Genomic DNA, 19,718 nt, shown 5'->3' with positions numbered 1-19,718 from the left:
GCAGGTCAGACCAGGTCGCGCACCGCCGCGTACTGCTCGCGCACGACCGGCTTCGGGTCGGCCGCCAGCGTGGTCGCGATCGTCGTCGACCAGGCCGGCGGGGCGACGTCGTCCGCCCCGCCCGAGGCGGCGAGCGTCCACGCCGCCTGGCGGGCGGCGCCGTCGGCCACGTACTCGCCCGGCTCGGGGATGCCGATGGGAAGCCCGAAGACCTGCGGGGCGATCTGCTGGACGGCGGGGGACTGGGCCGCGCCGCCGATCAGCATCACGCGCTCCACCGAGACGCCCTGCGCCCGCAGCGCGTCGAGGCCGTCGGCGAGCCCGCACAGCATGCCCTCGATGTAGGCGCGGGCCAGGTGGGGGCGGGTCGACGTCGCCAGGCGGATGCCGTGCAGCGTGCCCGTCGCGTCGGGCCGGTTGGGCGTGCGCTCGCCCTCCAGGTAAGGCACGAGCACGAGGCCGTCCGAGCCGGGCGGGGCCTGCAGCGCGAGGTCGGCCAGCTCGTCGAAGTCGACGCCGAGCACCTCACGGGCGGCGTCGAGCACGCGCGCCGCGTTGAGCGTGACGGCGAGCATGAGGGCGTTGCCGGTCGCGTCGGCGAAGCCGTTGATCGCGCCGGAACCGTCGGCGGTGCGCTTCGGGGCGACGGCCGAGACGACGCCCGACGTGCCGATCGAGATGGCGATGTCGCCCGGCGTCATGCCGAGCCCGATGGACGCGCCCGCGTTGTCGCCCGCACCGGGCCCGATCAGGGCCCCGCCGTCGACCGCCGAACCCGCGACGTCCGGGTGTGCGACGGCGCCGGCCTCGGCCGCGCCCACGACGCGCGGCAGCACCACGTCGGTGCGGCCCAGGGCGCGTTCCAGCAGGTCCGGGCGGTACTCGCCGACGGCGGCGTCGTAGTACCCGGTGCCCGAGGCGTCCGAGCGGTCCGTGAACAGCTTGTCGAGCTGCGGCCCCAGGGGCGCCGTCGGGTCGCCCGCGGGGCCGTAGCCCGCGATGCGCCAGGACAGCCAGTCGTGGGGGAGCGCGACGGCGGCGACGCGCGCCGCGTTCTCCGGCTCGTTGTCGTGCAGCCAGCGCAGCTTGGTGACGGTGAGGGAGGCGACGAGCACGGAGCCGACGGCGTCGGCCCAGGCCTGGGCGCCCGTCGCGCGGTCGCCGTCGCCCAGCTCGGTGATCAGGGCCTCGGCCGACGGCGCGGAACGGGTGTCGTTCCAGAGCAGCGCCGGGCGGACGACGTCGCCGTCGGCGTCGAGCGTGACCATGCCGTGCTGCTGGCCGCCCACGGAGATCGCGGCGACGTCGGCCAGGCCGCCCGCGGCGGCGGCTGCCTCCTGGAAGGCGTCCCACCAGTGCTGCGGGTCCACCTCCGTGCCGTCGGGGTGCTTGGCGGAACCGGTCCGGACCAGCGCGCCGGTCTCGGCGTCGCGCACGACGATCTTGCAGGACTGCGTGGACGTGTCCACACCGGCGACGAGGGGCATCGGTGCTCCAGGGGGTGGTTCGTGGGAAGAGGCGACAGACACGCTACCGCGCGCCGCACAGCACGCGTTGAGTGCTGGCTATCTGTTGGTTTTCCCGGGTCAGGGCAACAAATAGCCAGCACTCAACGAGGGGGTGATCAGCCGATCAGGTGGTTCAGCGCGAGCTGGTGCAGGCGGACCAGGCCGTAGTCGCGCTCGGCCAGGGCATCGACGTCGGGGTCGGCCTCGGCGAGGAAGGAGTCGAACGACTCACCCTCGGCCAGCGTGGACTCACCCAGCTCGAAGATCCCGGCGTGCTTGAAGGCAGCCTGGACCTCGGGGTCCTCGCGGTACTGCTTCGCCTTGGCGGCGAGCAGGTCGTAGGTCTTCATGTTGGCCGCGGCCGACTCCCACACGCCGTCGAGGTACTCGGTGCGCGAGGGCTTGTAGTCGAAGTGGCGCGGGCCCGCGTAGCGGGGGCCGCCGTTCGGGAAGCCGTTCTCCAGCAGGTCCACCGTGAAGAACGCGGAGAGCAGGTCGCCGTGACCGAACACGAGGTCCTGGTCGTACTTGGGGCCGTGCTGACCGTTCAGGTCGATGTGGAACAGCTTGCCGACGTGCAGCGCCAGGGCGATGCCGTGCGTGTAGTTCAGGCCGGCCATCTGCTCGTGGCCCACCTCGGGGTTGAGGCCCACGATGTCGGCGTTGTCGAGCGAGTCGATCAGCGCGATGGCGTGGCCGATCGTCGGCAGGAAGATGTCGCCGCGCGGCTCGTTGGGCTTGGGCTCCAGGGCGATCTTGAGCCCGTAGCCCTTCTCCTTGATGTACGAGGCGACGGTGTCGATGCCCTCGGCGTAGCGCGCGTGCGCGGCGTTGAGGTCCTTCGAGTTGTCGTACTCGGTGCCCTCGCGGCCACCCCACATGACGAACGTGGACGCGCCCATGTCGGCGGCCAGGTCCACGTTGCGCAGCACCTTGCGCAGGCCGAAGCGGCGCACGTCGCGGTTGTTGGAGGTGAACGCGCCGTCCTTGAAGACGGGGTGCGTGAACGTGTTGGTGGTGACCATCTCGCAGACCAGGCCGGTGTCGGCGGAGGCCTTCTTGACGGAGTCGATGTGCTTCTGGCGCTCGGCGTCGTCCGAGCCGAAGGGGTAGACGTCGTTGTCGTGGAACGTGAAGCCCCAGGCACCGAGGTCGGCGAGCTTGCGGACCGACTCGGCCGGGTCCAGCTCGGGGCGGGTCGCCGTGCCGAACGGGTCGGCGGCAGGCCAGCCGACGGTCCACAGGCCGAACGAGTACTTGATGTCGCTCACGGGGTCTCCTCATCGAGGGCGGCCCCGGCATGCGGCGCCGCATTTGTTGTACGGATGAACTATTACGCGAGGCTCGGCTACAGTCAAGGCGTGACCACCGCCGGGACCGCACACGAGACCACGACGCGGACGGGCTCCGCCGCGGCCCGCCAGCACTCCCTGCGCGAGCACAACCTGGAGCTCGTCGCCCGCGCCGTGTTCGAGGTGCCGGAACCACTCTCACGCGCGGGAGTGGCAGCCGCGACCGGTCTGGCCCGCGCCACGGTGTCCACGCTGGTGGACCAGCTCGTCGCCGCCCGGCTGGTGCGCGAGCTGCCCGCCGTGACCGGCGGCCGCGCGGGACGGCCCGCGGTCCCGCTCGTCCCGGCGCCGCGGTCCGTCGTGGGCCTCGGGCTTGAGGTGAACGTCGACTACCTCGGCGTGCGTGTGCTCGATCTCACCGGGGACGTCGTGGTCGACCGCGTGGTGCCCGGCGCGCTCCACGACAGCGACCCGGCCGTGGTGCTGCGGCAGCTCGGCGAGCTCGCCCGCGAGGTGTCCGACGGCGTCACCGCCGCCGGCATGACGGTCGCCGGCGCGCGGCTCGCCCTGCCCGGCCTGGTCGACCCGCGCACCGGCCTCCTGGAGGTCGCGCCCAACCTGGGTTGGTCCTCGCTCGACCCGGTCCCGCTGCTCGGCCTCGGCGAGCTGCCCGTCCGCATCGCCAACGAGGCCAAGCTCGCGGCGCTCGCGGAGCTCGCCGGCGGCTCCGACGTCGCGGCGCCGGACTCGTTCATCTTCGTCTCGGGCGACGTCGGCATCGGCGCCGCCATCGTCGTCGACCGGGCGCTCTTCTTGGGGGAGCGGGGCTGGAACGGCGAGATCGGGCACGTCGTCGTCGACCCCGCCGGGCCGCGCTGCTCCTGCGGCGCGTTCGGCTGCCTGGAGCAGTACGCCGGCAAGGAGGCGATGATGCGCGCGGCGGGCCTGCCGCCGGACGCGCCCCTCGCCGCGCTCGTCGCCCTGCTCACCGGGCAGGACGCCGCCGCGGGCGCCACCCCCGCGGGCGCCGGGACAGGCGGCGCGGCGCTGCCCGCCGGCCGGGCCCTCGGCTCGGCGCTCGCGGACTTCGTCAACCTGCTCGACGTGTCCACCATCGTGCTGGGCGGCGCCTACACCGAGCTGCTGCCGTGGCTCCGGGCCGACGTCGAGGCCGTGCTCGCCGACCGCGTGCTCGCGGCGCCGTTCGTGGACCTGGAGGTGCGGGCGGCCCAGGCCGGCCCGCAGGCCGCGCTCACGGGCGGCGCGCGCGAGGTGCTGCGCGCGGTGCTCGCCGACCCGGCGGCCTGGGTCTGACGCCGGCTACATCTCGTCGGGCGCGTCGATCGGGCCGAGCGTGATGGCCGGTGCGTCGGCGGGCTCCTCCAGCGTCTCGACGGGCTCGGCCTCGCGCCCCAGCAGCCGCGCGACGGCGCCGTCGAGCATCTCGGTGATGACCGTGACCAGGCCGTCCTCGTCCCGCGCCTCCAGGCGCTCGACGATCACCGCGTGCGCGTCGGCCGTGTCCTTGCGCACCACGTACTCGTCGCTCACGGAGAACGTGGCCATCCGCACCTCGACGATGAGCGTGGTCATCCAGCGGGTGAGCCACGGGTTGCCCGTCGCGGCGACGAGTGCCCAGTGCAGGTTCAGGTCCGCGCCCCCGACGCGGCGCGCGTCGCCCGTCCGGTTGGCGTCCACGAGCTCGTCGTGGGCGCGGCGCACGGTCGCCAGGGCGTCGTCGTCCCCCGACCGGACGAGCAGGCGCGCCGCGGTGATCTCCACCGACTTGCGCGCCTCGTAGAGGGCAGGGAGCCGCTCCCGGGAGATGGTCGCCACGCGCATGCCGCGCCCCGGGGTCGCGACCAGCAGACCCTCCTGGACCAGGCGCTGGGCGGCCTCCCGCAGGGGGCCGCGGCTCACGCCGAGCTGGGTCGCGACCTCGACCTCCCGGATCGGCGAGCCGACGGCGAGCACGCCCGCGTACACCGCGTTGCGCAGCTCGGTCTGGATCAGGTCGACGGTCGAGGGGCGCGTCACACGCGAGAAGGACGGCGCGGTCGCCAGGGAGGCCCGTGGCGGGTGGGACATCAGTGCTCCTTCCGTGAGCGCAACGTCGATGACGACCATCATCGCCGCTGCGCGGACATCTGGGTGGCCACGGCGGTAGCAGGGGTGGCGCCGGCCGGGTGAACTTGCAGATTGTAGACAATCCTAATGTCGAACGCTAGATTGTCTGAACGTCGTCAGCCCGCTACGGTGGCGAGTCGTCCGTGAACTCCAGCCCACCCGGCCTTTGCCAAATCTGCCGGGTGGCGTGAAGGGAACCATGTCTAGATCAAGCGTCCGCCCGCTCCGCCGAGCCGTCCTCGCCGCAGGGTCCGTACTCACCCTGGTCGCGCTGGGCGCGTGCACGTCGACAGCCCCGGAGGATGCCGGTGGCGCCCTGCAGCAGCTCCAGGACGACGGCGCCATCACCGTGGCGTTCAACGGCGAGGAGCCGTACTCCTACGAGGACGGCGGCGAGCTGACCGGAGCCACCATCAAGCTGAACGAGGCGATCTTCGGCGAGCTCGGCATCGACACCGTCGACGGCGTGCAGACGGAGTGGAACTCGCTCATCCCCGGCCTGACCGCGGGCCGGTACGACGCCGTGAGCGCGGGGATGTCGATCCTCCCCGAGCGTTGCTCCGAGGCCATCTTCTCCGAGCCCGAGATCATGTACACGACCGCGTTCCTGACGCCGAAGGGCAATCCCGACAACCTGACGGACATGCAGTCCGCCAAGGACGCCGGCGTGAAGCTCGCCGTGCTCAGCGGCGCCATCGAGGAGGGCTACACCAAGTCCCTCGGGATCGAGACCGTCAAGGTCGGCTCGCCGCAGGACGCGCTCGACGCCGTCACCTCGGGCCGCGCCGACGCGTCGGCGCTGACCGCCATCTCGCTCAACGCGCTGGTGGCCCGTTCGAACGCCGACGTCGAGGTCACCGACTCGTTCGTCGCCGTGATCGACGGCGTGCCGCAGATCGGTGCGGGCGCCACGGTCTTCCCGAAGGGGGAGGAGGACCTCCGCGACGCCTACAACGAGAAGCTCGCCGAGATCGTCTCCGACGAGGACCGCTGGCTGGAGATCGCAGGCCCGTTCGGCTTCACCGCCGCCGAGCGTCCCGTCGAGGGCCTGACCGCCGACAAGCTCTGTGAGGGCGACCTCGAGTCGCTGGCCAAGGACCTGGCCCCGGAGCTTGGCCTGGACGGCTGACCCGGCACGTGTCCGACAACATGCAAGAACTCGTCGATCTGCTCCCGCAGCTCGGCGAAGGAATTCTCGTCACTCTCGAGCTCACGATCGCTGGTGCGGCACTCGCGCTGATCATCGCGTTCATCCTGGGGCTGGGCTCTCGGGCCCGGACCAGGTGGGCGCGGGTGCCGTCCCGGGTGGTCGTGGAGTTCTTCCGCGGCACCTCGCTCGTGGTGCAGATCTTCTGGCTGTACTACGTGCTGCCGCTCCCGCCGTTCTACGTGGAGCTCGACCCGCTGGCCTGCGGCATCCTCGCGCTCGGCCTCAACTACGGCGCCTATGCCGCCGAGGTGGTGCGCGGCTCGATCAACTCCGTGCCCACCGGTCAGTGGGAGGCGGCCACGGCGCTCGACCTGGGTGGTGTGCACCGGCTGCGTCGCGTGATCCTGCCGCAGGCCTGGCCGCTGATGATGCCCATGTTCACCAACCTGCTGATCCAGCTCGTCAAGGGTTCGGCCTTGGCGGCCTACATCACGCTGCACGACCTCAACTTCTTCATCGGGGAGCTGCGCAAGGGCACGACGGACACGGTCTTCGCCTACACGGTGGGCCTGCTGCTCTACTTCGTGTTCGCCTACGCGCTGACGCTGATCATGAACGCGCTCGAGGCCCGCGCCAAGAACAAGGTCGGTCAGGGACCGTCGCTGCGCGAGATCCTGCGTCTGACCCCCGCGAGGACCGCCGGGACGGAGGTGCGCTCATGAACGACTTCTGGAGCTGGGACCACGCCGCCGCGGTGTTCCCCGACCTGGTCAAGGGCCTGGGCATCACGGTCCTGGCGACCGTCGTGGGCATGATCATCGCCGCGGTCCTGGGGCTCGTGGTCGCCGTCGTGCGCCGGTCCCGCGTCCGCGCCGTCACCATGCCGGTGGGTTTCCTGGTCGAGTTCATCCGGTCGACGCCGCTGCTGGTGCAGCTCGTGTTCGCCAACCTCATGTTCACGCAGTTCCCGTCGCTCGCCGTCGGCTGCGTGGTGCTCGGCATCCACTACGCCACGTACATGTCGGAGGTCTACCGGGCCGGCATCGACGCGGTGCCGGGTGGTCAGTGGGAGGCGGCGGTCGCCCTCGATCTGCCGAGGAGCCGCACCTGGCGTGCGGTGATCCTGCCGCAGGCGATCCGGAACACGCTGCCCGGCCTGGGGAACTACGCGATCTCGATGTTCAAGGAGACGCCGTTCCTGGCCTTCATCTACGTGGTCGAGATGTACGCCGCCGCCCAGGCCTACGGCGGCGCGAACTTCCGCTACATCGAGGCGATCACGCTCGCCGGCCTGCTCTTCCTGCTGGTGAGCTACCCGACCTCGCTGCTCGTCCGCCGAATGGAGAACCGCCTTGCCTGACAACGACCTCACCCCTGCCATCGAGTTCCAGGGCGTCGGCAAGCGCTTCGGGGACAACGTGGTGCTCGACGGCCTGGACTTCACGGTCGCCAAGGGCGACCGGGTCACGCTGATCGGACCGTCGGGCTCCGGCAAGACCACCATCCTGCGTCTGCTCATGACGCTGGAGGAGGCGAACGACGGCCTGATCCTCGTGGACGGGCAGCCGTACACGCACGAGATCCGTGGCGGCCGGCGAGTCGCGATCTCGGAGAAGCGGCGCAGCCTCGTGCGGCGCCGCGTCGGGATGGTGTTCCAGCAGTTCAACCTGTTCCCGAACATGTCGGTGCTGGAGAACATCATCGAGGCGCCCGTCCATGTGCTCGGCATCTCCCGCGCCCAGGCGGTCGCCCGGGCCGAGGACCTGCTGGACAAGGTGGGGCTGGCCGACAAGCGCGACGCCCGGTGCACCCAACTGTCCGGCGGGCAGCAGCAGCGGGTCGCCATCGCGCGGGCCCTGGCCATGGAGCCGGAGATCCTGCTCCTGGACGAGGTGACCTCCGCGCTGGACCCGGAGCTCGTCGCCGACGTGCTCGGGGTGCTCCGGAACATCGCCGAGACCACGGACATCACCATGCTGATCGTCACGCACGAGATGCAGTTCGCCCGGGAGGTCTCCAACCGGGTGCTGATGTTCGACGGCGGCAAGATCATCGAGGAGGCTGACCCGGAGACGATCTTCACGTCGCCGGAGAACGAGCGGACCCAGGAGTTCCTCCGCGCGGTCCTCTGACGGACCGCCCCGCTGACTCGCCACGCCACGATCGCCGAGTCAGCGGGGTAGTCGGACCCCATGACTGACTCGCCACCTCTGGTGGGCCGAGTCAGCGGGTTGGCCCGACCGGACGACTGACTCGGCGCACCGCGCGTCGCGAGTCAGTCGTTCGGTCGTTTCCCGGTCGGTTCAGACTGCCGCGCCCACGCCGCCGAGCGTGCCCACGAGCACGGCCAGCTCCGGCACCTGCTCCGCCTCCTGCAGGGCCTCGTGCAGCGCGCGGTCGTGCGTGGGGCGGGCGGCGAGGAGCAGCTTCTCGCCCGCCGCGGTGAGCTCGGTGTAGATGCCGCGGCGGTCGTCCTGGCACAGGACGCGCGTGAGCAGCGCGCGGTCCTCCAGGCGGTTGACCAGGCGCGTCGTGGCGCTCGGCGAGAGCGCGGTCGCGCGGCCGAGCTGCTGCATGCGCATGTGCCAGCCGTCCTGCCGGGACAGCGCGTCCAGCACCGTGTACTCCACCACGGACAGGCCGTGCTCGGCCTGTAGCGCGCGTTCGAGCGCGGTGTCGATCATGCCGTGCAGTGCGGCGAGCGTTCGCCAGCCCTGGGCACGGATCTCGACGGCGTCGTCGGCGATTCCCATGGGCCCTCCTCGTCGGGCGTGATTCCGGTCTCCAACTATAGCGCTTGTGCAACTAGTGCGCGCGTGCAACTATCTAGGAGGCGCGTGCAACTAAACGCGTCCGCCAGGTGTCCGCGTACGCACAGCAGGCACCGTTCGGAGAACAGCAAGGAGCCCTCATGTCATCCCCCGTCGAGACCCGCGCCACCGCGGCTGCCTCCACCGCAGAGACCCCCGCCGCAGAGACCCCCGCCGCAGAGACCCCCGCCGTCGCGCTGCCGAACGCCGCCCACGTGGGCGCGACCATGCCGCAGGTCGGGTTCGGCGTCTTCCAGGTGCCTGACGCCGAGACCACCCGCGCCGTCGGCCACGCACTCGAGGCCGGCTACCGGAGCGTCGACACCGCCGCCGTCTACGGCAACGAGGCGGGTGTGGGCCGCGCCCTCGCGGAGTCCGGGCTGGCCCGCGACGACCTGTTCGTCACCAGCAAGCTGTGGACCGACTCGATGGCGCGCGACGCCGTCCGACCCGCGCTGGAGCGCAGCCTGGAGCTGCTCGGCCTCGACGCCCTCGACCTGTACCTGATCCACTGGCCCGCGCCGGGCCGCGGGCAGTACGTCGCTGCCTGGGAGGGCCTGATCGAGGCGCGCGAGGCCGGTCTGGTCCGCGAGATCGGCGTCTCGAACTTCCAGCCCGCGCACCTCGACGCGATCGTCGCGGCCACCGGCGTGCGCCCCGTCGTCAACCAGGTGGAGCTGCACCCCGCCCTGCAGCAGCGCGAGCTGCGCGCCCACCACGTGGGTCTCGGCATCGTCACCGAGGCGTGGAGCCCGCTCGCGCAGGGCGCCGTGCTCGACGCCGCCCCCGTGACCGACGCCGCCCGGGCGCACGGCGTCTCCGCCGCACAGGTGGTGCTGCGCTGGCACCTGCAGCACGGCACCGTCGTGATCCCCAAGTCGGTCACGCCGGCCCGCATCGCGTCCAACCTCGACGTGCTCGGGTTCGAGCTCACCGCCGAGCAGGTCGCGGCGATCGACGCCCTGGACCGGGACGGCCGCACCGGCCCGCACCCGGACCGCTTCAACGGCTGACGAACCCCCCCCGCCGGCACGAGCCGGCCCGGCACGAGCCGGCCACCCCCGCACCACCCGCACCTCAAGGAGCACTGTCATGCCTGTCGCCCTCTGGGCCCTCGCCATCGGGGGTTTCGGGATCGGCCTCACCGAGTTCGTGATCATGGGCCTGCTGCCCGAGGTCTCGGCCGATTTCGGCGTCACCGAGACCGTCGCCGGATACCTCATCTCCGGCTACGCGCTGTCCGTCGCGGTCGGCGCGGTCGCCCTCACGGCGGCCCTCACCAAGGTGGACCGCAAGAAGGCCCTGCTCGGCCTGATGATCCTGTTCATCGCGGGCAACCTGGTGTCCGCGATCGCGCCCACCTACGAGCTGATGATGCTCGGCCGGGTCGTCGCGGCGCTGTGCCACGGCGCGTTCTTCGGCATCGGCGCGGTCGTCGCGGCCGACCTGGTCGCCCGCGAGCGGCGCGCCGCCGCCATCTCGATCATGTTCGCCGGCCTGACCGTCGCCAACGTGCTCGGCGTGCCCTTCGGCACCCTGCTCGGCCAGGCCGCAGGCTGGCGCTCGACCTTCTGGGCAATCACCGGCATCGGAGTCCTCGCCTTCGTGGGCATCGCGCTCCTGGTCCCGGCACGCGTCGGGGTGCCGGACGGCGTCGCGGGGCCGAGCGGGCAGCCCGGCCCCGGCCTGCGCGGCGAGCTCGCGGCCTTCCGCGCCCCGCAGGTGTGGCTGTCCATCGCCGTGACGGTGCTCGGCTACGGCGGCATGTTCGGCGCCTTCACCTACATCGCGTTCACGCTCACCGAGGTCAGCGGGTTCGCGAGCTCGACCGTGCCGTGGCTGCTCATCCTGTTCGGGGCGGGCCTGTTCGTGGGCAACCTGGTGGGTGGCAAGGCCGCGGACAAGAACCTCGGGGCCACCCTGCTCACCCTGCTGGTGCTGCTCACCGTGGTCCTGACGGTCTTCGCGCTGACCGCCACCAGCCAGGTCGCGACCATGGTCAGCCTGGTGCTGATGGGCGCCGTCGGGTTCGCGACGGTGCCGGGCCTGCAGATGCGGGTCATGCGGCACGCGTCGGCGGCCCCGACTCTCGCCTCGGGCGCGAACATCGCGGCGTTCAACGTCGGGAACGCGCTGGGCGCCTGGGTGGGCGGGCTGACGCTCGCCGCCGGGCTCGGCTACACGTCGCCGCTGTGGGCGGGCGCCGTCGTGACTCTCGCCGGGCTGGCGGTCATGGTGGTGGCCGTGCTGGTCCGGGGCGGGGAGCGCGGCGAGCGCGCGGCGGCACGCCGCCAGGCCGTGGGCGAGGAGCGCCCGGCGGTACCCGCCGGGCAGCTCGTCGAGTAGGTGCGCCTGGGCAGACTCGAACTGCCGACACCCGCTTTAGGAGAGCGGTGCTCTATCCACTGAGCTACAGGCGCCCGCGTCTCTCCGGGAGGAGATGCGCGTGCGGCGGCCGGGTGAAGCCCGGACCGCGCCACACAGCCTACCGGCCGCCCGGCCCGGCGCGCTAAGCGCCCGGGTCGGGCGTAGGTGTCAATTGCGCAACATAGGTGACAAACCTTGACCAATCCCTCTCCGACCCACAACGATGCTCAGCAACCCGGCGCGACGACGCGCCTGGTCCGCACGACGGCCGTGCGGGCGGAGAGGATCGACGATGTTCCTTCGACAGACCAGGTCCCGGGGCGTGGTGGCCCTGGCGGCGGCCACGGTCGCCGGCGTGCTGCTCGCCGGCTGTTCCGGTGGCGGTGGGAACGCACCCACGACGTCCAACCCGTACGCGTCCGCGGAGGGCATGGACTCGGCCAACGCCCTCGTGGCCGAGTACCCGCGCGAGGAGACGCTGTTCACGAGCGGCACCCAGTGGGGCCCGCCCACGTCGTGGAACCCGATCCCCAGCTCCGGGCACGCCACCGGTGCGCGCGGCCTGCTCTACGAGCCGCTGTTCCAGTTCGACCCGATCACCCTCGAGCTGACGCCCTGGCTCGCCGAGGGCGGCGAGTGGACCGGCGACAAGACCTATGAGCTCACGCTCCGCGAGGGCCTGACCTGGCAGGACGGCGAGACGCTCGACGCCGACGACGTCGTCTTCACCACCGAGCTCGGCAAGGTCGACGCCGTGCCGTACAGCAACCTGTGGACCTGGCTCGACAAGGTCGAGGCGACCAGCCCCACCACGGTGAAGTTCACGTTCTCCGACCCCCGCTACCAGGAGTGGGACAACTGGCTCTACAGCACGATGGTCGTCCCGGAGCACATCATGGGCGACTGGTCGGACGAGGAGCTGCTGTCCAACCCGAACGAGGACCCGATCGGCTCGGGCGCGTTCAAGTTCTCCGCCGTCGCCCAGGACCGCATGGTCTGGGAGCGCAACGACGACTGGTGGGCCCGCGGCGAGCTCGGCCTCGAGATGCCGATGAAGTACATCGTCGACGTCGTGAACACCTCCAACGAGGTGGCGCTCGGCCTGATGCTGTCCGGCGGCCTCGACCTGAGCAACAACTTCCTGCCCGGCGTCAACCAGCTCGTCGACACCGGCCAGGTCAGCACGTACTACGAGGGTGAGCCGTACATGCTGGCGGCGGCGTCGGCCAACCTGATCCCGAACCAGACGCGCCCGCCGATGGACGACGTCGACTTCCGGCAGGCCCTGGCGCGCTCGATCGACGTGGACAAGATCGTGACGAACGCCTACGGCGGCCTCGTGGCGAAGGCGCACCCGTCGGGCCTGGTGCCGGCGTTCGAGGAGTACTACGACGAGGACGTCGTGGCCGAGTACGGCTTCACCTTCGACGCGGACGAGGCCAAGTCGATCCTGGCCGACGCCGGCTACGAGGACACCGACGGTGACGGGTTCGTCGAGACGCCGGACGGCGAGGCGATCGACCTGAAGCTGATCGTCCCCGCGGGCTGGACCGACTGGATGGAGGCCGCGCGCGTCATCGCGGAGGACGCCTCCGCCGTCGGCATCAAGGTGACCGCCGACTTCCCCGACGCGGGCGCCGTCGACGACGCGCGGGCCACCGGTGACTTCGACCTGGTCATCAACGGCAACGCGGGCGTGAGCAACACGCCATGGACCTACTACAACTACGCGTTCTACCAGCCGATCCAGGAGCAGATGCTGGCGGGCAACTTCGGCCGCTACGAGGACAAGGAGGCGTGGGACCTCGTCGAGAACCTCTCGCGCACCGAGAGCGGCACGCCCGAGTTCTCCGAGACGCTGTCGAAGGTCCAGGAGAAGTTCATGACCGACCTGCCGGCGATCCCGCTCTGGTACAACGGCGCGTGGGCCCAGTACAACGAGTCGCAGTGGACCAACTGGCCCAAGGAGGGCCGCGAGGACGCGTACTTCCCGATCATGTGGAACGGGTACGTGCAGATGGGTGGCATCAACACGCTGCTCGCCCTCGAGCCGGCCTCCTGACGTATGCGCGGCTATCTCGCTCGCAAGACCGTGATCTACGGCCTGACTTTCGTCGTCGCGGTCACGCTGAACTGGCTGATCCCCCGGCTCATGCCGGGGGATCCGGTCCAGCGGATGGTGGCGCGCGCCGCCGTCCAGCACCCCGAGACGATCGCGGCCATGACCGCGTACTACGAGCGGACGTTCGGGCTCGACCTGCCGCTCTGGCAGCAGTACCTGAACTACTGGGCCGCGCTGTTCCGCGGTGACCTGGGCACGAGCGTGTGGCTGTTCCCCGCGCCCGTGAGCCAGGTGGTGCTCGACGCCGTGCCCTACACGCTGGGCATCATGATCCCCGCGATCCTGCTGAGCTTCGTGATCGGCAACAGCGTGGGGGCCATGGCGGCGCGCAGCCGCTGGCTCGACAACGTGGCCCTGCCCGTCGGCTACCTGATCACGGCGATGCCGTACATGTGGCTGGCGATCCTGCTCGCGTGGGGCCTCGGCGTCGCGCTCGGCTGGTTCCCCGTGGCGGGCGGCTACGACTTCGGGATGGTGCCGCGGTGGTCGTGGGCGTTCGCCGGCGACCTGCTGCAGCACTGGGTGCTGCCGTTCCTGTCGCTGTTCCTCGTGTCCCTGGGCGGCTGGGCGATCGGCATGCGCAACCTGATCATCTACGAGCTCGAGTCCGACTACGCGAACTACCTGTCCGCGCTCGGCGCGCCCAAGCGGCTCGTGCGGCAGTACGCGTTCCGCAACGCGATGCTGCCGCAGATCACGGGCCTCGCGCTGCAGCTCGGCACCATCCTGGGCGGCGCCCTGGTGACCGAGATCGTGTTCGCCTACCCGGGGCTGGGCAAGCTCGTGCTGTCCGCCATCCAGAACCAGGACTTCTTCCTGCTGCAGGGCACCCTGCTGTTCGTGGTGATCGGCGTGCTCCTGGCCAACTTCGTGATCGACATCGTCTACGTGCTGGTTGACCCCCGCACGCGGACCGGACTGACGGGGGCCACCGCATGAGGCACAGCGGAGCCGCAGGATCAGGCGGAAGGGGAACGGCATGACCGCGACACAACCTGCCGCGGCACCGGGGACCGAGGCGGCCGAACCGCCCGGGGCGACCCCGGCGCCGTCGGCCGCCCGCAAGCCCGGGGGAGACGCACGCGAGACGCTGTACTTCGCGCTGCGCAACCCCAAGGTCGTGATCGGCTCGGTGGTGGTGCTCGCGTTCCTGCTGCTGGGGCTGCTCGGGCCGCTGTTCCTCAAGTTCGCGCCGATGGACTACGCGGGGCCGCCCATGGCCCCGCCGTCCGCGGACTTCCCGTTCGGCACGACGACGTTCGGGCAGGACGTCTTCGCGCAGTTCGTCGCCGGCCTGCGGTCCACGTTCCTCGTGGGCCTGCTGGGCGGCGGGGTGGCCGCCGTCATCGGGATGACCATCGGGTTCGTCGCGGGCTACCGCGGCGGCATGATCGACGAGCTGCTGAACATGCTGACCAACGTGGTGCTGGTGATCCCCGGCTTCGTGGTGCTCATCATCATCAACGCCTACCTGGGCGTGCGCAGCGTGCCGATGCAGGCGCTGTACATCGGCGTGTTCAGCTGGCCGTGGGTGGCGCGCGCGGTGCGGGCGCAGACGCTGTCGCTGCGCTCGCGGGACTTCATCGACCTGGCGCGGCTGTCCGGCGTGGGGGTGGGCACGATCCTGCGGCGCGAGGTGGCGCCCAACATGTACTCCTACCTCTTCATGACGTTCGTGCTGCTGTTCGGCGGGTCCATCCTGACGGCGGCGTCGCTCGACTTCATCGGGCTCGGACCCACGAACGCCATGTCGCTCGGCCTGATGATGAACCAGGCCGTGCAGTGGAGCGCGCTCCATCTGGGGCTGTGGTGGTGGTTCATCCCGCCGGGGCTGGGGATCACGCTCATCGTGGGCTCGCTCTACATCATGAACGTGGGCCTCGACGAGGTCTTCAACCCCAAGCTGCGGGAGATGTGATGACCCTTTCCGTGACCGACCTGAGGGTCCACTACCGCACCCTGCGCGGCCCCGTGAAGGCCCTCGACGGCGTCAGCTTCGAGGTGGCCGACGGCGAGATCATGGGCATCGCCGGCGAGTCCGGCTGCGGCAAGACGACGCTCGGCAAGGCCCTGATCCGCCTCGACACCCGCATGGAGCACGTGGGCGGCACCGTCGCCCTCGACGGGGAGAAGCTCCCCATCGCCGACGACGGCGCGATGCGCCGCCACCGCTACCGCGAGGTGTCCCTCATCCCGCAGTACGCGATGTCGGCGATGAACCCGACCCGCAAGATCGGCCGGATGATCCGGGACCTCCTCGCGGCGCACAACGTGCGCTACACGGAGGTGCTGCCGGAGCTTGAACGGCGCCTGGAGCTCGTCGGCCTCGACACCGACGTGCTCAAGCGCTACCCGATCGAGCTGTCCGGCGGCATGAAGCAGCGCGTGGTGCTCGTGCTGTCCACGCTGCTGAACCCGTCGCTGCTCATCGGCGACGAGGTGACGTCCGCGCTCGACGTGTCCTCCCAGAAGGCCGTCGCCCGGGCGCTCGTCGAGTTCCGCGACCACGGGTTCGTCCGGTCCATGATCGTGATCACGCACGACATCTCCGTGCTGTTCCAGGTGGCCGACACGATCCTGGTGATGTACGCCGGGCACCTCGCCGAGAAGGCGCCGGCCCGGACGATCATCGACGAGCCCCTGCACCCCTACACGAAGATGCTCATCGGGGCGCTGCCCAAGGTGGGCGACCGGTACGAGGATCAGCGGCTGGAAGGCATCGAGGGGCGGCCGCCGTCGCTCCTCGACCCGCCCACCGGCTGCCGGTTCCGCGACCGCTGCCCGCTGGCGCACGACCGGTGCGCCGAGGCCCCGCCGTTCCGCGAGGTCGCCGAGGGGCACCAGGTCGCGTGCTGGGCGGTGAGCTGATGCTGACGCTCGACGCGCTCGACAAGGTCTACAAGACCGGCACCTTCGGCACCTCCGACCTGCACGCCGTGCGGCACGTCAGCCTCGACGTGCAGCGGGGCGAGGTGGTCTCGCTCATCGGGGAGTCCGGCAGCGGCAAGTCGACCATCGGCAAGATGGTGCTCCACCTGCTCGACTCCACGGGCGGCAGCATCACGTTCGACGGCCGCGACGTCACCCGGCTCGGGTACCGGGGCCGCCGCGACTACTACCGCAAGATCCAGGGCGTGTTCCAGGACCCGTTCAGCTCGTTCAACCCGATCTTCAAGGTGGACCGGACGTTCGAGACGCTGCGGCGCTCGTACTTCCCCCGGGTCTCCGGCGCTGCCTGGCGGGAGAAGCTGGAGGAGGCCCTGGGGGCGGTCACGCTCGAACCCGGCGACATCCTCGGCAAGTTCCCGCACCAGCTCTCCGGCGGGCAGCTCCAGCGGCTCCTCATCGCGCGGGCCCTGCTGCTCGACATCGAGCTGCTCGTGGCCGACGAGATCATCTCGATGCTCGACGCGTCGACCCGCATCGACGTGCTCAACCTGCTGGGCGAGCTCAAGTCGCGCGGCCTCGGGATCCTGTTCGTCACGCACGACCTCTCGCTCGGCAACTACGTCTCCGACCGGGTGGTCATCCTCTACAAGGGGCGCGTCGTGGAGCGCGGCGTCACCAGCGCCGTCTTCGACGATCCGCTGCACCCCTACACGCGCGACCTGCTGGCCTCGGTGCCGCACCTGGACCGCACGTGGGAGGAGGTCGAGGCCGAGGAGTCGCAGCGCAGCGCGCGCCTGGCGGGGCGGTGCCTGTACCACGAGGCGCTCGCGGCCCAGGGGCGGTCGCTGGGGGAGGAAGCCGAGGCGGGCTCGGCGAGCGGCACGGCCGACGACCTCGGGCTGGTCGAGCACGCTCCCGGCCACTTCGTGGGGTGCTTCCGCAAGGCGGCGGACGAGGAGTGCCCGGCGGGATGACCCGGACGCCTCGCTAGCCCCGGACCAGGACCGGTACACCCGGGTCGAGGCCGGCGAGGCGCTCGAAGTCCCCGCTCGCCAGGCGGATGCAGCCGTTGCTGACCGACTGGCCCTGACCCTCGCCCACGTGCAGCGCGGTGGCGGCGTAGTCGGTGCCGTAGAAGCCGTCGAGGGACTCGCTCTGCATCGATAGGAACACCGACATCCCGGTGTTCACCGCCTCCGTGACGGTGAAGACCTGGGTGAGGCCGCGCGGCGTCGGCGTCTCGGCCGCGCCGACGCCCGCCGGGAGCACGTCCCGGGAGCCGTCGTCGTGCGTGACCGTCACGGTGCGGTCCGACAGGTCGACCACCACCGAGCGCCGCTCCTTCTCCAGCACGACGTCGTCCGCGCGCAGCCAGCCCGAGACGCCGTTGACCCGGTCCGGGTCGTCCGACGGGAGCGCTCCGCGCCCGTACGGGACGAGCACCTTGACCCAGCCCGGCTCGCGCTCCAGCACGAGCCAGCGGGCGTCGGCGTCGTAGTAGTCGGCCTCCAGGGCGAGCACCGGCGCCTCCGTCACGTCGGGCGCCGCCCAGACCGGGATCCGGGCCTTCCTCGGCTCGGCGACCGAACCCGGCAGCCCCTTGAGCGTGTCGAGCTTGGTCACGGGCAGCTCGGCCGGGAGCAGCCCGTCGATGTCCGGCCGGGGCAGGGCGGCGAGCGAGTAGCCGGCGGGCTTCGGCGTCGGCTCTGGCGTGGGGCTGGCGGACGGCGACGGGCTCGCCGACGGCGCGGCCTCGGCCGGGTCGATGCCGGCCCGCAGCCCGAACCAGGCCGCCGTGCCGACGAGCGCGACCACCACGACCCCGGCCACCCAGATCCAGGCCCTCTGCGACATGCGTTGTCTCCCCGTGCGTCCGTGCCACCCGCCTGGTCCAGACGGCGTGCCCATCGTGCCCCGTGCGAGCCGCGCACGCAGCCGAGCCGTCGACGATACCGGGTTGTCACAGTTGTCCGATATCTTCGTGCCCGCCCGCATCGCCGTCCGAACTGTTGTTCGGCTCCGCCGCGGGATCCAGTCCGACAGGCACCTGACGAAGGAGAGATCACCGTGGCCCCCGCCGACCGGGCGTTCCCCGTCACGACCGTTCCCACGCGCCGTTCCCGCAACCTGGTGCTCACGGGCGCGGTGTCCGTCGCCCTCATCTCGACCGGGTCCGCGTACCTGGCGATGGTCCAGTTCGGCATCGACGTGCTCGCCATGAGCCAGGGCACCGCCTACGCGACCGCCGGCGTCTTCGAGCTCTCGCTGGTGACCGTCGCCCTCCTGGCCCGCGAGGCCGCCCGCGACAACCGGCCCGGCGGCACCCTGCTCGCCCTGACCTGGGCGCTCTCGTCCGCCTCCGGCGTCTTCGCCGCCTGGCACGAGGCCTACATCGGCCACCCCGTGGGCGCCGTCGTGTTCCGGTTCGTCGTGCCCCTGCTCGCCGCGCTCATGTGGCACCTCGCCCTCATCGGCGACCGGCACCTCGCCACCGGCACCTCATGGTCCGCGCTGCGGCAGTCCGCCCGCATGCACGCCCTGTTCCTCACCACCGAGGACCTGTTCCGGGCACAGAGCCTGAACGACGGGTCGCGCACCGCCCGCCGCCGGCTCGCCCGCGCCGAGGCCGGCCGCCGTCGGGCCCGCTCCGTGGCGCTGCGCACCGTGCCGCCCACCGAGATGCGGGCGCAGGTCGCCGCGTGGTGCGAGGCGCTCGCGGCCGTGGGCGACGGGACCGCCGACGTCGCCCGCCTGCACCTGGCCGACCGGCAGCGGCTGACCGGCATCCTCGTCGACGAGCCGGTGGACGGCCGTGCCGGTGGCGCGAGCTCCGAGGTCGGGGTGCTCGACTACGAGCGCTGGGCCGCGGACGCGGTGGCCGCCGAGTTCGCCGGGGAGCCCCGCGGCGACGTCGAGCCGGAGGCTGTTCCCGGGGCGGGCGCCTGGGACGGTGCTGGTGCTGGTGCTGGTGCTGGTGCTGGTGCCGGTGCCGGTGTCCGGGACGGTGCGGAGCGCCGGCCTGCCTACGCCAGTCTGGCGGCCCCGCGCGACGAGGTGCGGGAGCGCGCCCCGCAGCCGGACGGGATCTTCGACCAGGCGGCGACCGGCGGGGACGAGGCCGGCCGGGCCGCTGCGGAGACGCCCGTGGAGCCCGCCGAGGCCGCGGCTCGCGCCACGGCCAACGTCCGGGACGGGATTCCTCGCCGTCGGGCGCCGCGCCGGAACACCCAGCTCGGCACGCAGGACGCCGAGCGCATGATCGACCTGCGGACCAAGGGCCGCACGTACCGCGAGATCGCGGAGGAGGTCGGCGTCAGCCGGTCGACGGTGGGCAAGCGCATGCGCGAGTTCACGGAGACGGGCTCGATCCCGATCGTGAAGGCCCGCTGAGCCCCGGCTGCTTGGGCGATCACCTTGAGGCCCGGGTTTCTTCTCTTTGGGGCGGTCCAAAGA

The 19,718-nt window shown here is 71.5% G+C and carries 18 protein-coding genes and 1 tRNA gene; 13 read left to right on the top strand and 6 right to left on the bottom strand.

The genetic code is table 11. From position 1 onward, the window contains the following. Window positions 1–5: 5 nt before the first annotated feature. Both xylB and xylA read right to left on the bottom strand, forming a co-directional pair. Entirely contained in the window at window positions 6–1,487 is a 1,482-nt protein-coding gene (gene xylB / locus ACFWEJ_RS15115; protein WP_377230024.1) for a xylulokinase, read from the bottom strand. A gap of 137 nt (window positions 1,488–1,624) precedes the next feature. Further along, window positions 1,625–2,779, bottom strand: coding sequence for a xylose isomerase (xylA, locus tag ACFWEJ_RS15110; protein ID WP_377230023.1), 1,155 nt, complete (start codon window positions 2,777–2,779; stop codon window positions 1,625–1,627). Between the two features lie 90 nt (window positions 2,780–2,869). Here xylA and ACFWEJ_RS15105 point away from each other — a divergent pair, with 90 nt between their 5' ends. Continuing rightward, window positions 2,870–4,114 (top strand): ROK family protein, encoded by a 1,245-nt coding sequence (locus ACFWEJ_RS15105; protein ID WP_377230022.1) that lies wholly within the window; start codon window positions 2,870–2,872, stop codon window positions 4,112–4,114. A 6-nt stretch (window positions 4,115–4,120) separates the two neighbouring features. Here ACFWEJ_RS15105 and ACFWEJ_RS15100 read toward each other — a convergent pair whose 3' ends face one another. Next, window positions 4,121–4,888: a GntR family transcriptional regulator gene (locus tag ACFWEJ_RS15100; RefSeq protein WP_377230021.1), complete on the bottom strand. Its 768-nt coding sequence runs from the start codon at window positions 4,886–4,888 to the stop codon at window positions 4,121–4,123. Between the two features lie 238 nt (window positions 4,889–5,126). Here ACFWEJ_RS15100 and ACFWEJ_RS15095 point away from each other — a divergent pair, with 238 nt between their 5' ends. Genes ACFWEJ_RS15095 through ehuA form a run of 4 tightly spaced genes read left to right on the top strand, consistent with a single transcriptional unit; the run spans window position 5,127 to window position 8,209 of the window. Continuing rightward, a complete protein-coding gene (locus ACFWEJ_RS15095; RefSeq protein WP_377230020.1) occupies window positions 5,127–6,056 on the top strand; it encodes a transporter substrate-binding domain-containing protein in 930 nt (309 codons plus the stop codon). 20 nt (window positions 6,057–6,076) lie between these two features. Further along, window positions 6,077–6,799: an ectoine/hydroxyectoine ABC transporter permease subunit EhuC gene (ehuC, locus tag ACFWEJ_RS15090; protein ID WP_377230019.1), complete on the top strand. Its 723-nt coding sequence runs from the start codon at window positions 6,077–6,079 to the stop codon at window positions 6,797–6,799. Then, window positions 6,796–7,437 carry an ectoine/hydroxyectoine ABC transporter permease subunit EhuD gene (gene ehuD, locus ACFWEJ_RS15085; RefSeq protein WP_377230018.1) on the top strand — a complete coding sequence of 214 codons (642 nt, stop codon included), beginning with the start codon at window positions 6,796–6,798 and terminating at the stop codon, window positions 7,435–7,437. The genes ehuC and ehuD overlap by 4 nt, the downstream gene beginning before the upstream one ends. Continuing rightward, entirely contained in the window at window positions 7,430–8,209 is a 780-nt protein-coding gene (gene ehuA, locus ACFWEJ_RS15080; protein ID WP_377230017.1) for an ectoine/hydroxyectoine ABC transporter ATP-binding protein EhuA, read from the top strand. Before ehuD ends, ehuA begins: the two co-directional genes overlap by 8 nt. 171 nt (window positions 8,210–8,380) lie before the next feature. Here ehuA and ACFWEJ_RS15075 read toward each other — a convergent pair whose 3' ends face one another. Next, on the bottom strand, window positions 8,381–8,830 hold the full coding sequence (locus ACFWEJ_RS15075; protein WP_377230016.1) for a MarR family winged helix-turn-helix transcriptional regulator: 450 nt from the start codon (window positions 8,828–8,830) through the stop codon (window positions 8,381–8,383). A 284-nt stretch (window positions 8,831–9,114) separates the two neighbouring features. On the opposite strand from ACFWEJ_RS15075, the gene ACFWEJ_RS15070 reads away from it, so the two are divergent. Both ACFWEJ_RS15070 and ACFWEJ_RS15065 read left to right on the top strand, forming a co-directional pair. Then, window positions 9,115–9,900 (top strand): aldo/keto reductase, encoded by a 786-nt coding sequence (locus ACFWEJ_RS15070; protein ID WP_377230025.1) that lies wholly within the window; start codon window positions 9,115–9,117, stop codon window positions 9,898–9,900. Between the two features lie 79 nt (window positions 9,901–9,979). Further along, on the top strand, window positions 9,980–11,233 hold the full coding sequence (locus ACFWEJ_RS15065; protein WP_377230015.1) for an MFS transporter: 1,254 nt from the start codon (window positions 9,980–9,982) through the stop codon (window positions 11,231–11,233). 1 nt (window position 11,234) lies between these two features. Here ACFWEJ_RS15065 and ACFWEJ_RS15060 read toward each other — a convergent pair. Next, window positions 11,235–11,307 (bottom strand) — tRNA-Arg (locus ACFWEJ_RS15060). 239 nt (window positions 11,308–11,546) lie between these two features. Here ACFWEJ_RS15060 and ACFWEJ_RS15055 point away from each other — a divergent pair. The 5 genes from ACFWEJ_RS15055 to ACFWEJ_RS15035 are packed head-to-tail and all read left to right on the top strand — an operon-like array spanning window position 11,547 to window position 17,239. Next, the gene (locus ACFWEJ_RS15055; RefSeq protein WP_377230014.1) at window positions 11,547–13,316 is read left to right on the top strand and encodes an ABC transporter substrate-binding protein; all 1,770 of its coding nucleotides are present in this window, start codon (window positions 11,547–11,549) and stop codon (window positions 13,314–13,316) included. 3 nt (window positions 13,317–13,319) lie between these two features. Further along, on the top strand, window positions 13,320–14,315 hold the full coding sequence (locus tag ACFWEJ_RS15050; protein ID WP_377230013.1) for an ABC transporter permease: 996 nt from the start codon (window positions 13,320–13,322) through the stop codon (window positions 14,313–14,315). A 40-nt stretch (window positions 14,316–14,355) separates the two neighbouring features. After that, entirely contained in the window at window positions 14,356–15,294 is a 939-nt protein-coding gene (locus ACFWEJ_RS15045) for an ABC transporter permease (protein WP_377230012.1), read from the top strand. Next, on the top strand, window positions 15,294–16,244 hold the full coding sequence (locus ACFWEJ_RS15040) for an ABC transporter ATP-binding protein (RefSeq protein ID WP_377230011.1): 951 nt from the start codon (window positions 15,294–15,296) through the stop codon (window positions 16,242–16,244). Before ACFWEJ_RS15045 ends, ACFWEJ_RS15040 begins: the two co-directional genes overlap by 1 nt. Then, window positions 16,244–17,239, top strand: a complete 996-nt coding sequence (locus ACFWEJ_RS15035) for an ABC transporter ATP-binding protein (protein ID WP_377230010.1) — start codon at window positions 16,244–16,246, stop codon at window positions 17,237–17,239. The genes ACFWEJ_RS15040 and ACFWEJ_RS15035 overlap by 1 nt, the downstream gene beginning before the upstream one ends. Before the next feature lie 13 nt (window positions 17,240–17,252). Here ACFWEJ_RS15035 and ACFWEJ_RS15030 read toward each other — a convergent pair whose 3' ends face one another. Continuing rightward, window positions 17,253–18,119 (bottom strand): L,D-transpeptidase, encoded by an 867-nt coding sequence (locus ACFWEJ_RS15030; RefSeq protein WP_377230009.1) that lies wholly within the window; start codon window positions 18,117–18,119, stop codon window positions 17,253–17,255. Window positions 18,120–18,332: 213 nt separating this feature from the next. Between ACFWEJ_RS15030 and ACFWEJ_RS15025 the strand changes: the two genes are divergently transcribed. Then, window positions 18,333–19,655, top strand: coding sequence for a winged helix-turn-helix domain-containing protein (locus tag ACFWEJ_RS15025; protein ID WP_377230008.1), 1,323 nt, complete (start codon window positions 18,333–18,335; stop codon window positions 19,653–19,655). Window positions 19,656–19,718: the final 63 nt, after the last annotated feature.

The organism is Promicromonospora sp. NPDC060204, assembly GCF_042728455.1.
Lineage (GTDB): Bacteria > Actinomycetota > Actinomycetes > Actinomycetales > Cellulomonadaceae > Promicromonospora.
The sequence above is the reverse complement of the archived record's forward strand: the minus strand, read 5'-3'. Positions and strand labels throughout refer to the sequence as shown.

Coding starts and splice junctions, on each gene's coding strand:
- xylB (WP_377230024.1), bottom strand. CDS start 1,487: ATGCCCCTCGTCGCCGGTGTGGACACGTCCACGCAGTCCTGCAAGATC.
- ACFWEJ_RS15100 (WP_377230021.1), bottom strand. CDS start 4,888: ATGTCCCACCCGCCACGGGCCTCCCTGGCGACCGCGCCGTCCTTCTCG.
- ACFWEJ_RS15095 (WP_377230020.1), top strand. CDS start 5,127: ATGTCTAGATCAAGCGTCCGCCCGCTCCGCCGAGCCGTCCTCGCCGCA.
- ehuC (WP_377230019.1), top strand. CDS start 6,077: ATGCAAGAACTCGTCGATCTGCTCCCGCAGCTCGGCGAAGGAATTCTC.
- ehuD (WP_377230018.1), top strand. CDS start 6,796: ATGAACGACTTCTGGAGCTGGGACCACGCCGCCGCGGTGTTCCCCGAC.
- ACFWEJ_RS15075 (WP_377230016.1), bottom strand. CDS start 8,830: ATGGGAATCGCCGACGACGCCGTCGAGATCCGTGCCCAGGGCTGGCGA.
- ACFWEJ_RS15070 (WP_377230025.1), top strand. CDS start 9,115: ATGCCGCAGGTCGGGTTCGGCGTCTTCCAGGTGCCTGACGCCGAGACC.
- ACFWEJ_RS15065 (WP_377230015.1), top strand. CDS start 9,980: ATGCCTGTCGCCCTCTGGGCCCTCGCCATCGGGGGTTTCGGGATCGGC.
- ACFWEJ_RS15055 (WP_377230014.1), top strand. CDS start 11,547: ATGTTCCTTCGACAGACCAGGTCCCGGGGCGTGGTGGCCCTGGCGGCG.
- ACFWEJ_RS15050 (WP_377230013.1), top strand. CDS start 13,320: ATGCGCGGCTATCTCGCTCGCAAGACCGTGATCTACGGCCTGACTTTC.
- ACFWEJ_RS15045 (WP_377230012.1), top strand. CDS start 14,356: ATGACCGCGACACAACCTGCCGCGGCACCGGGGACCGAGGCGGCCGAA.
- ACFWEJ_RS15040 (WP_377230011.1), top strand. CDS start 15,294: ATGACCCTTTCCGTGACCGACCTGAGGGTCCACTACCGCACCCTGCGC.
- ACFWEJ_RS15035 (WP_377230010.1), top strand. CDS start 16,244: ATGCTGACGCTCGACGCGCTCGACAAGGTCTACAAGACCGGCACCTTC.
- ACFWEJ_RS15030 (WP_377230009.1), bottom strand. CDS start 18,119: ATGTCGCAGAGGGCCTGGATCTGGGTGGCCGGGGTCGTGGTGGTCGCG.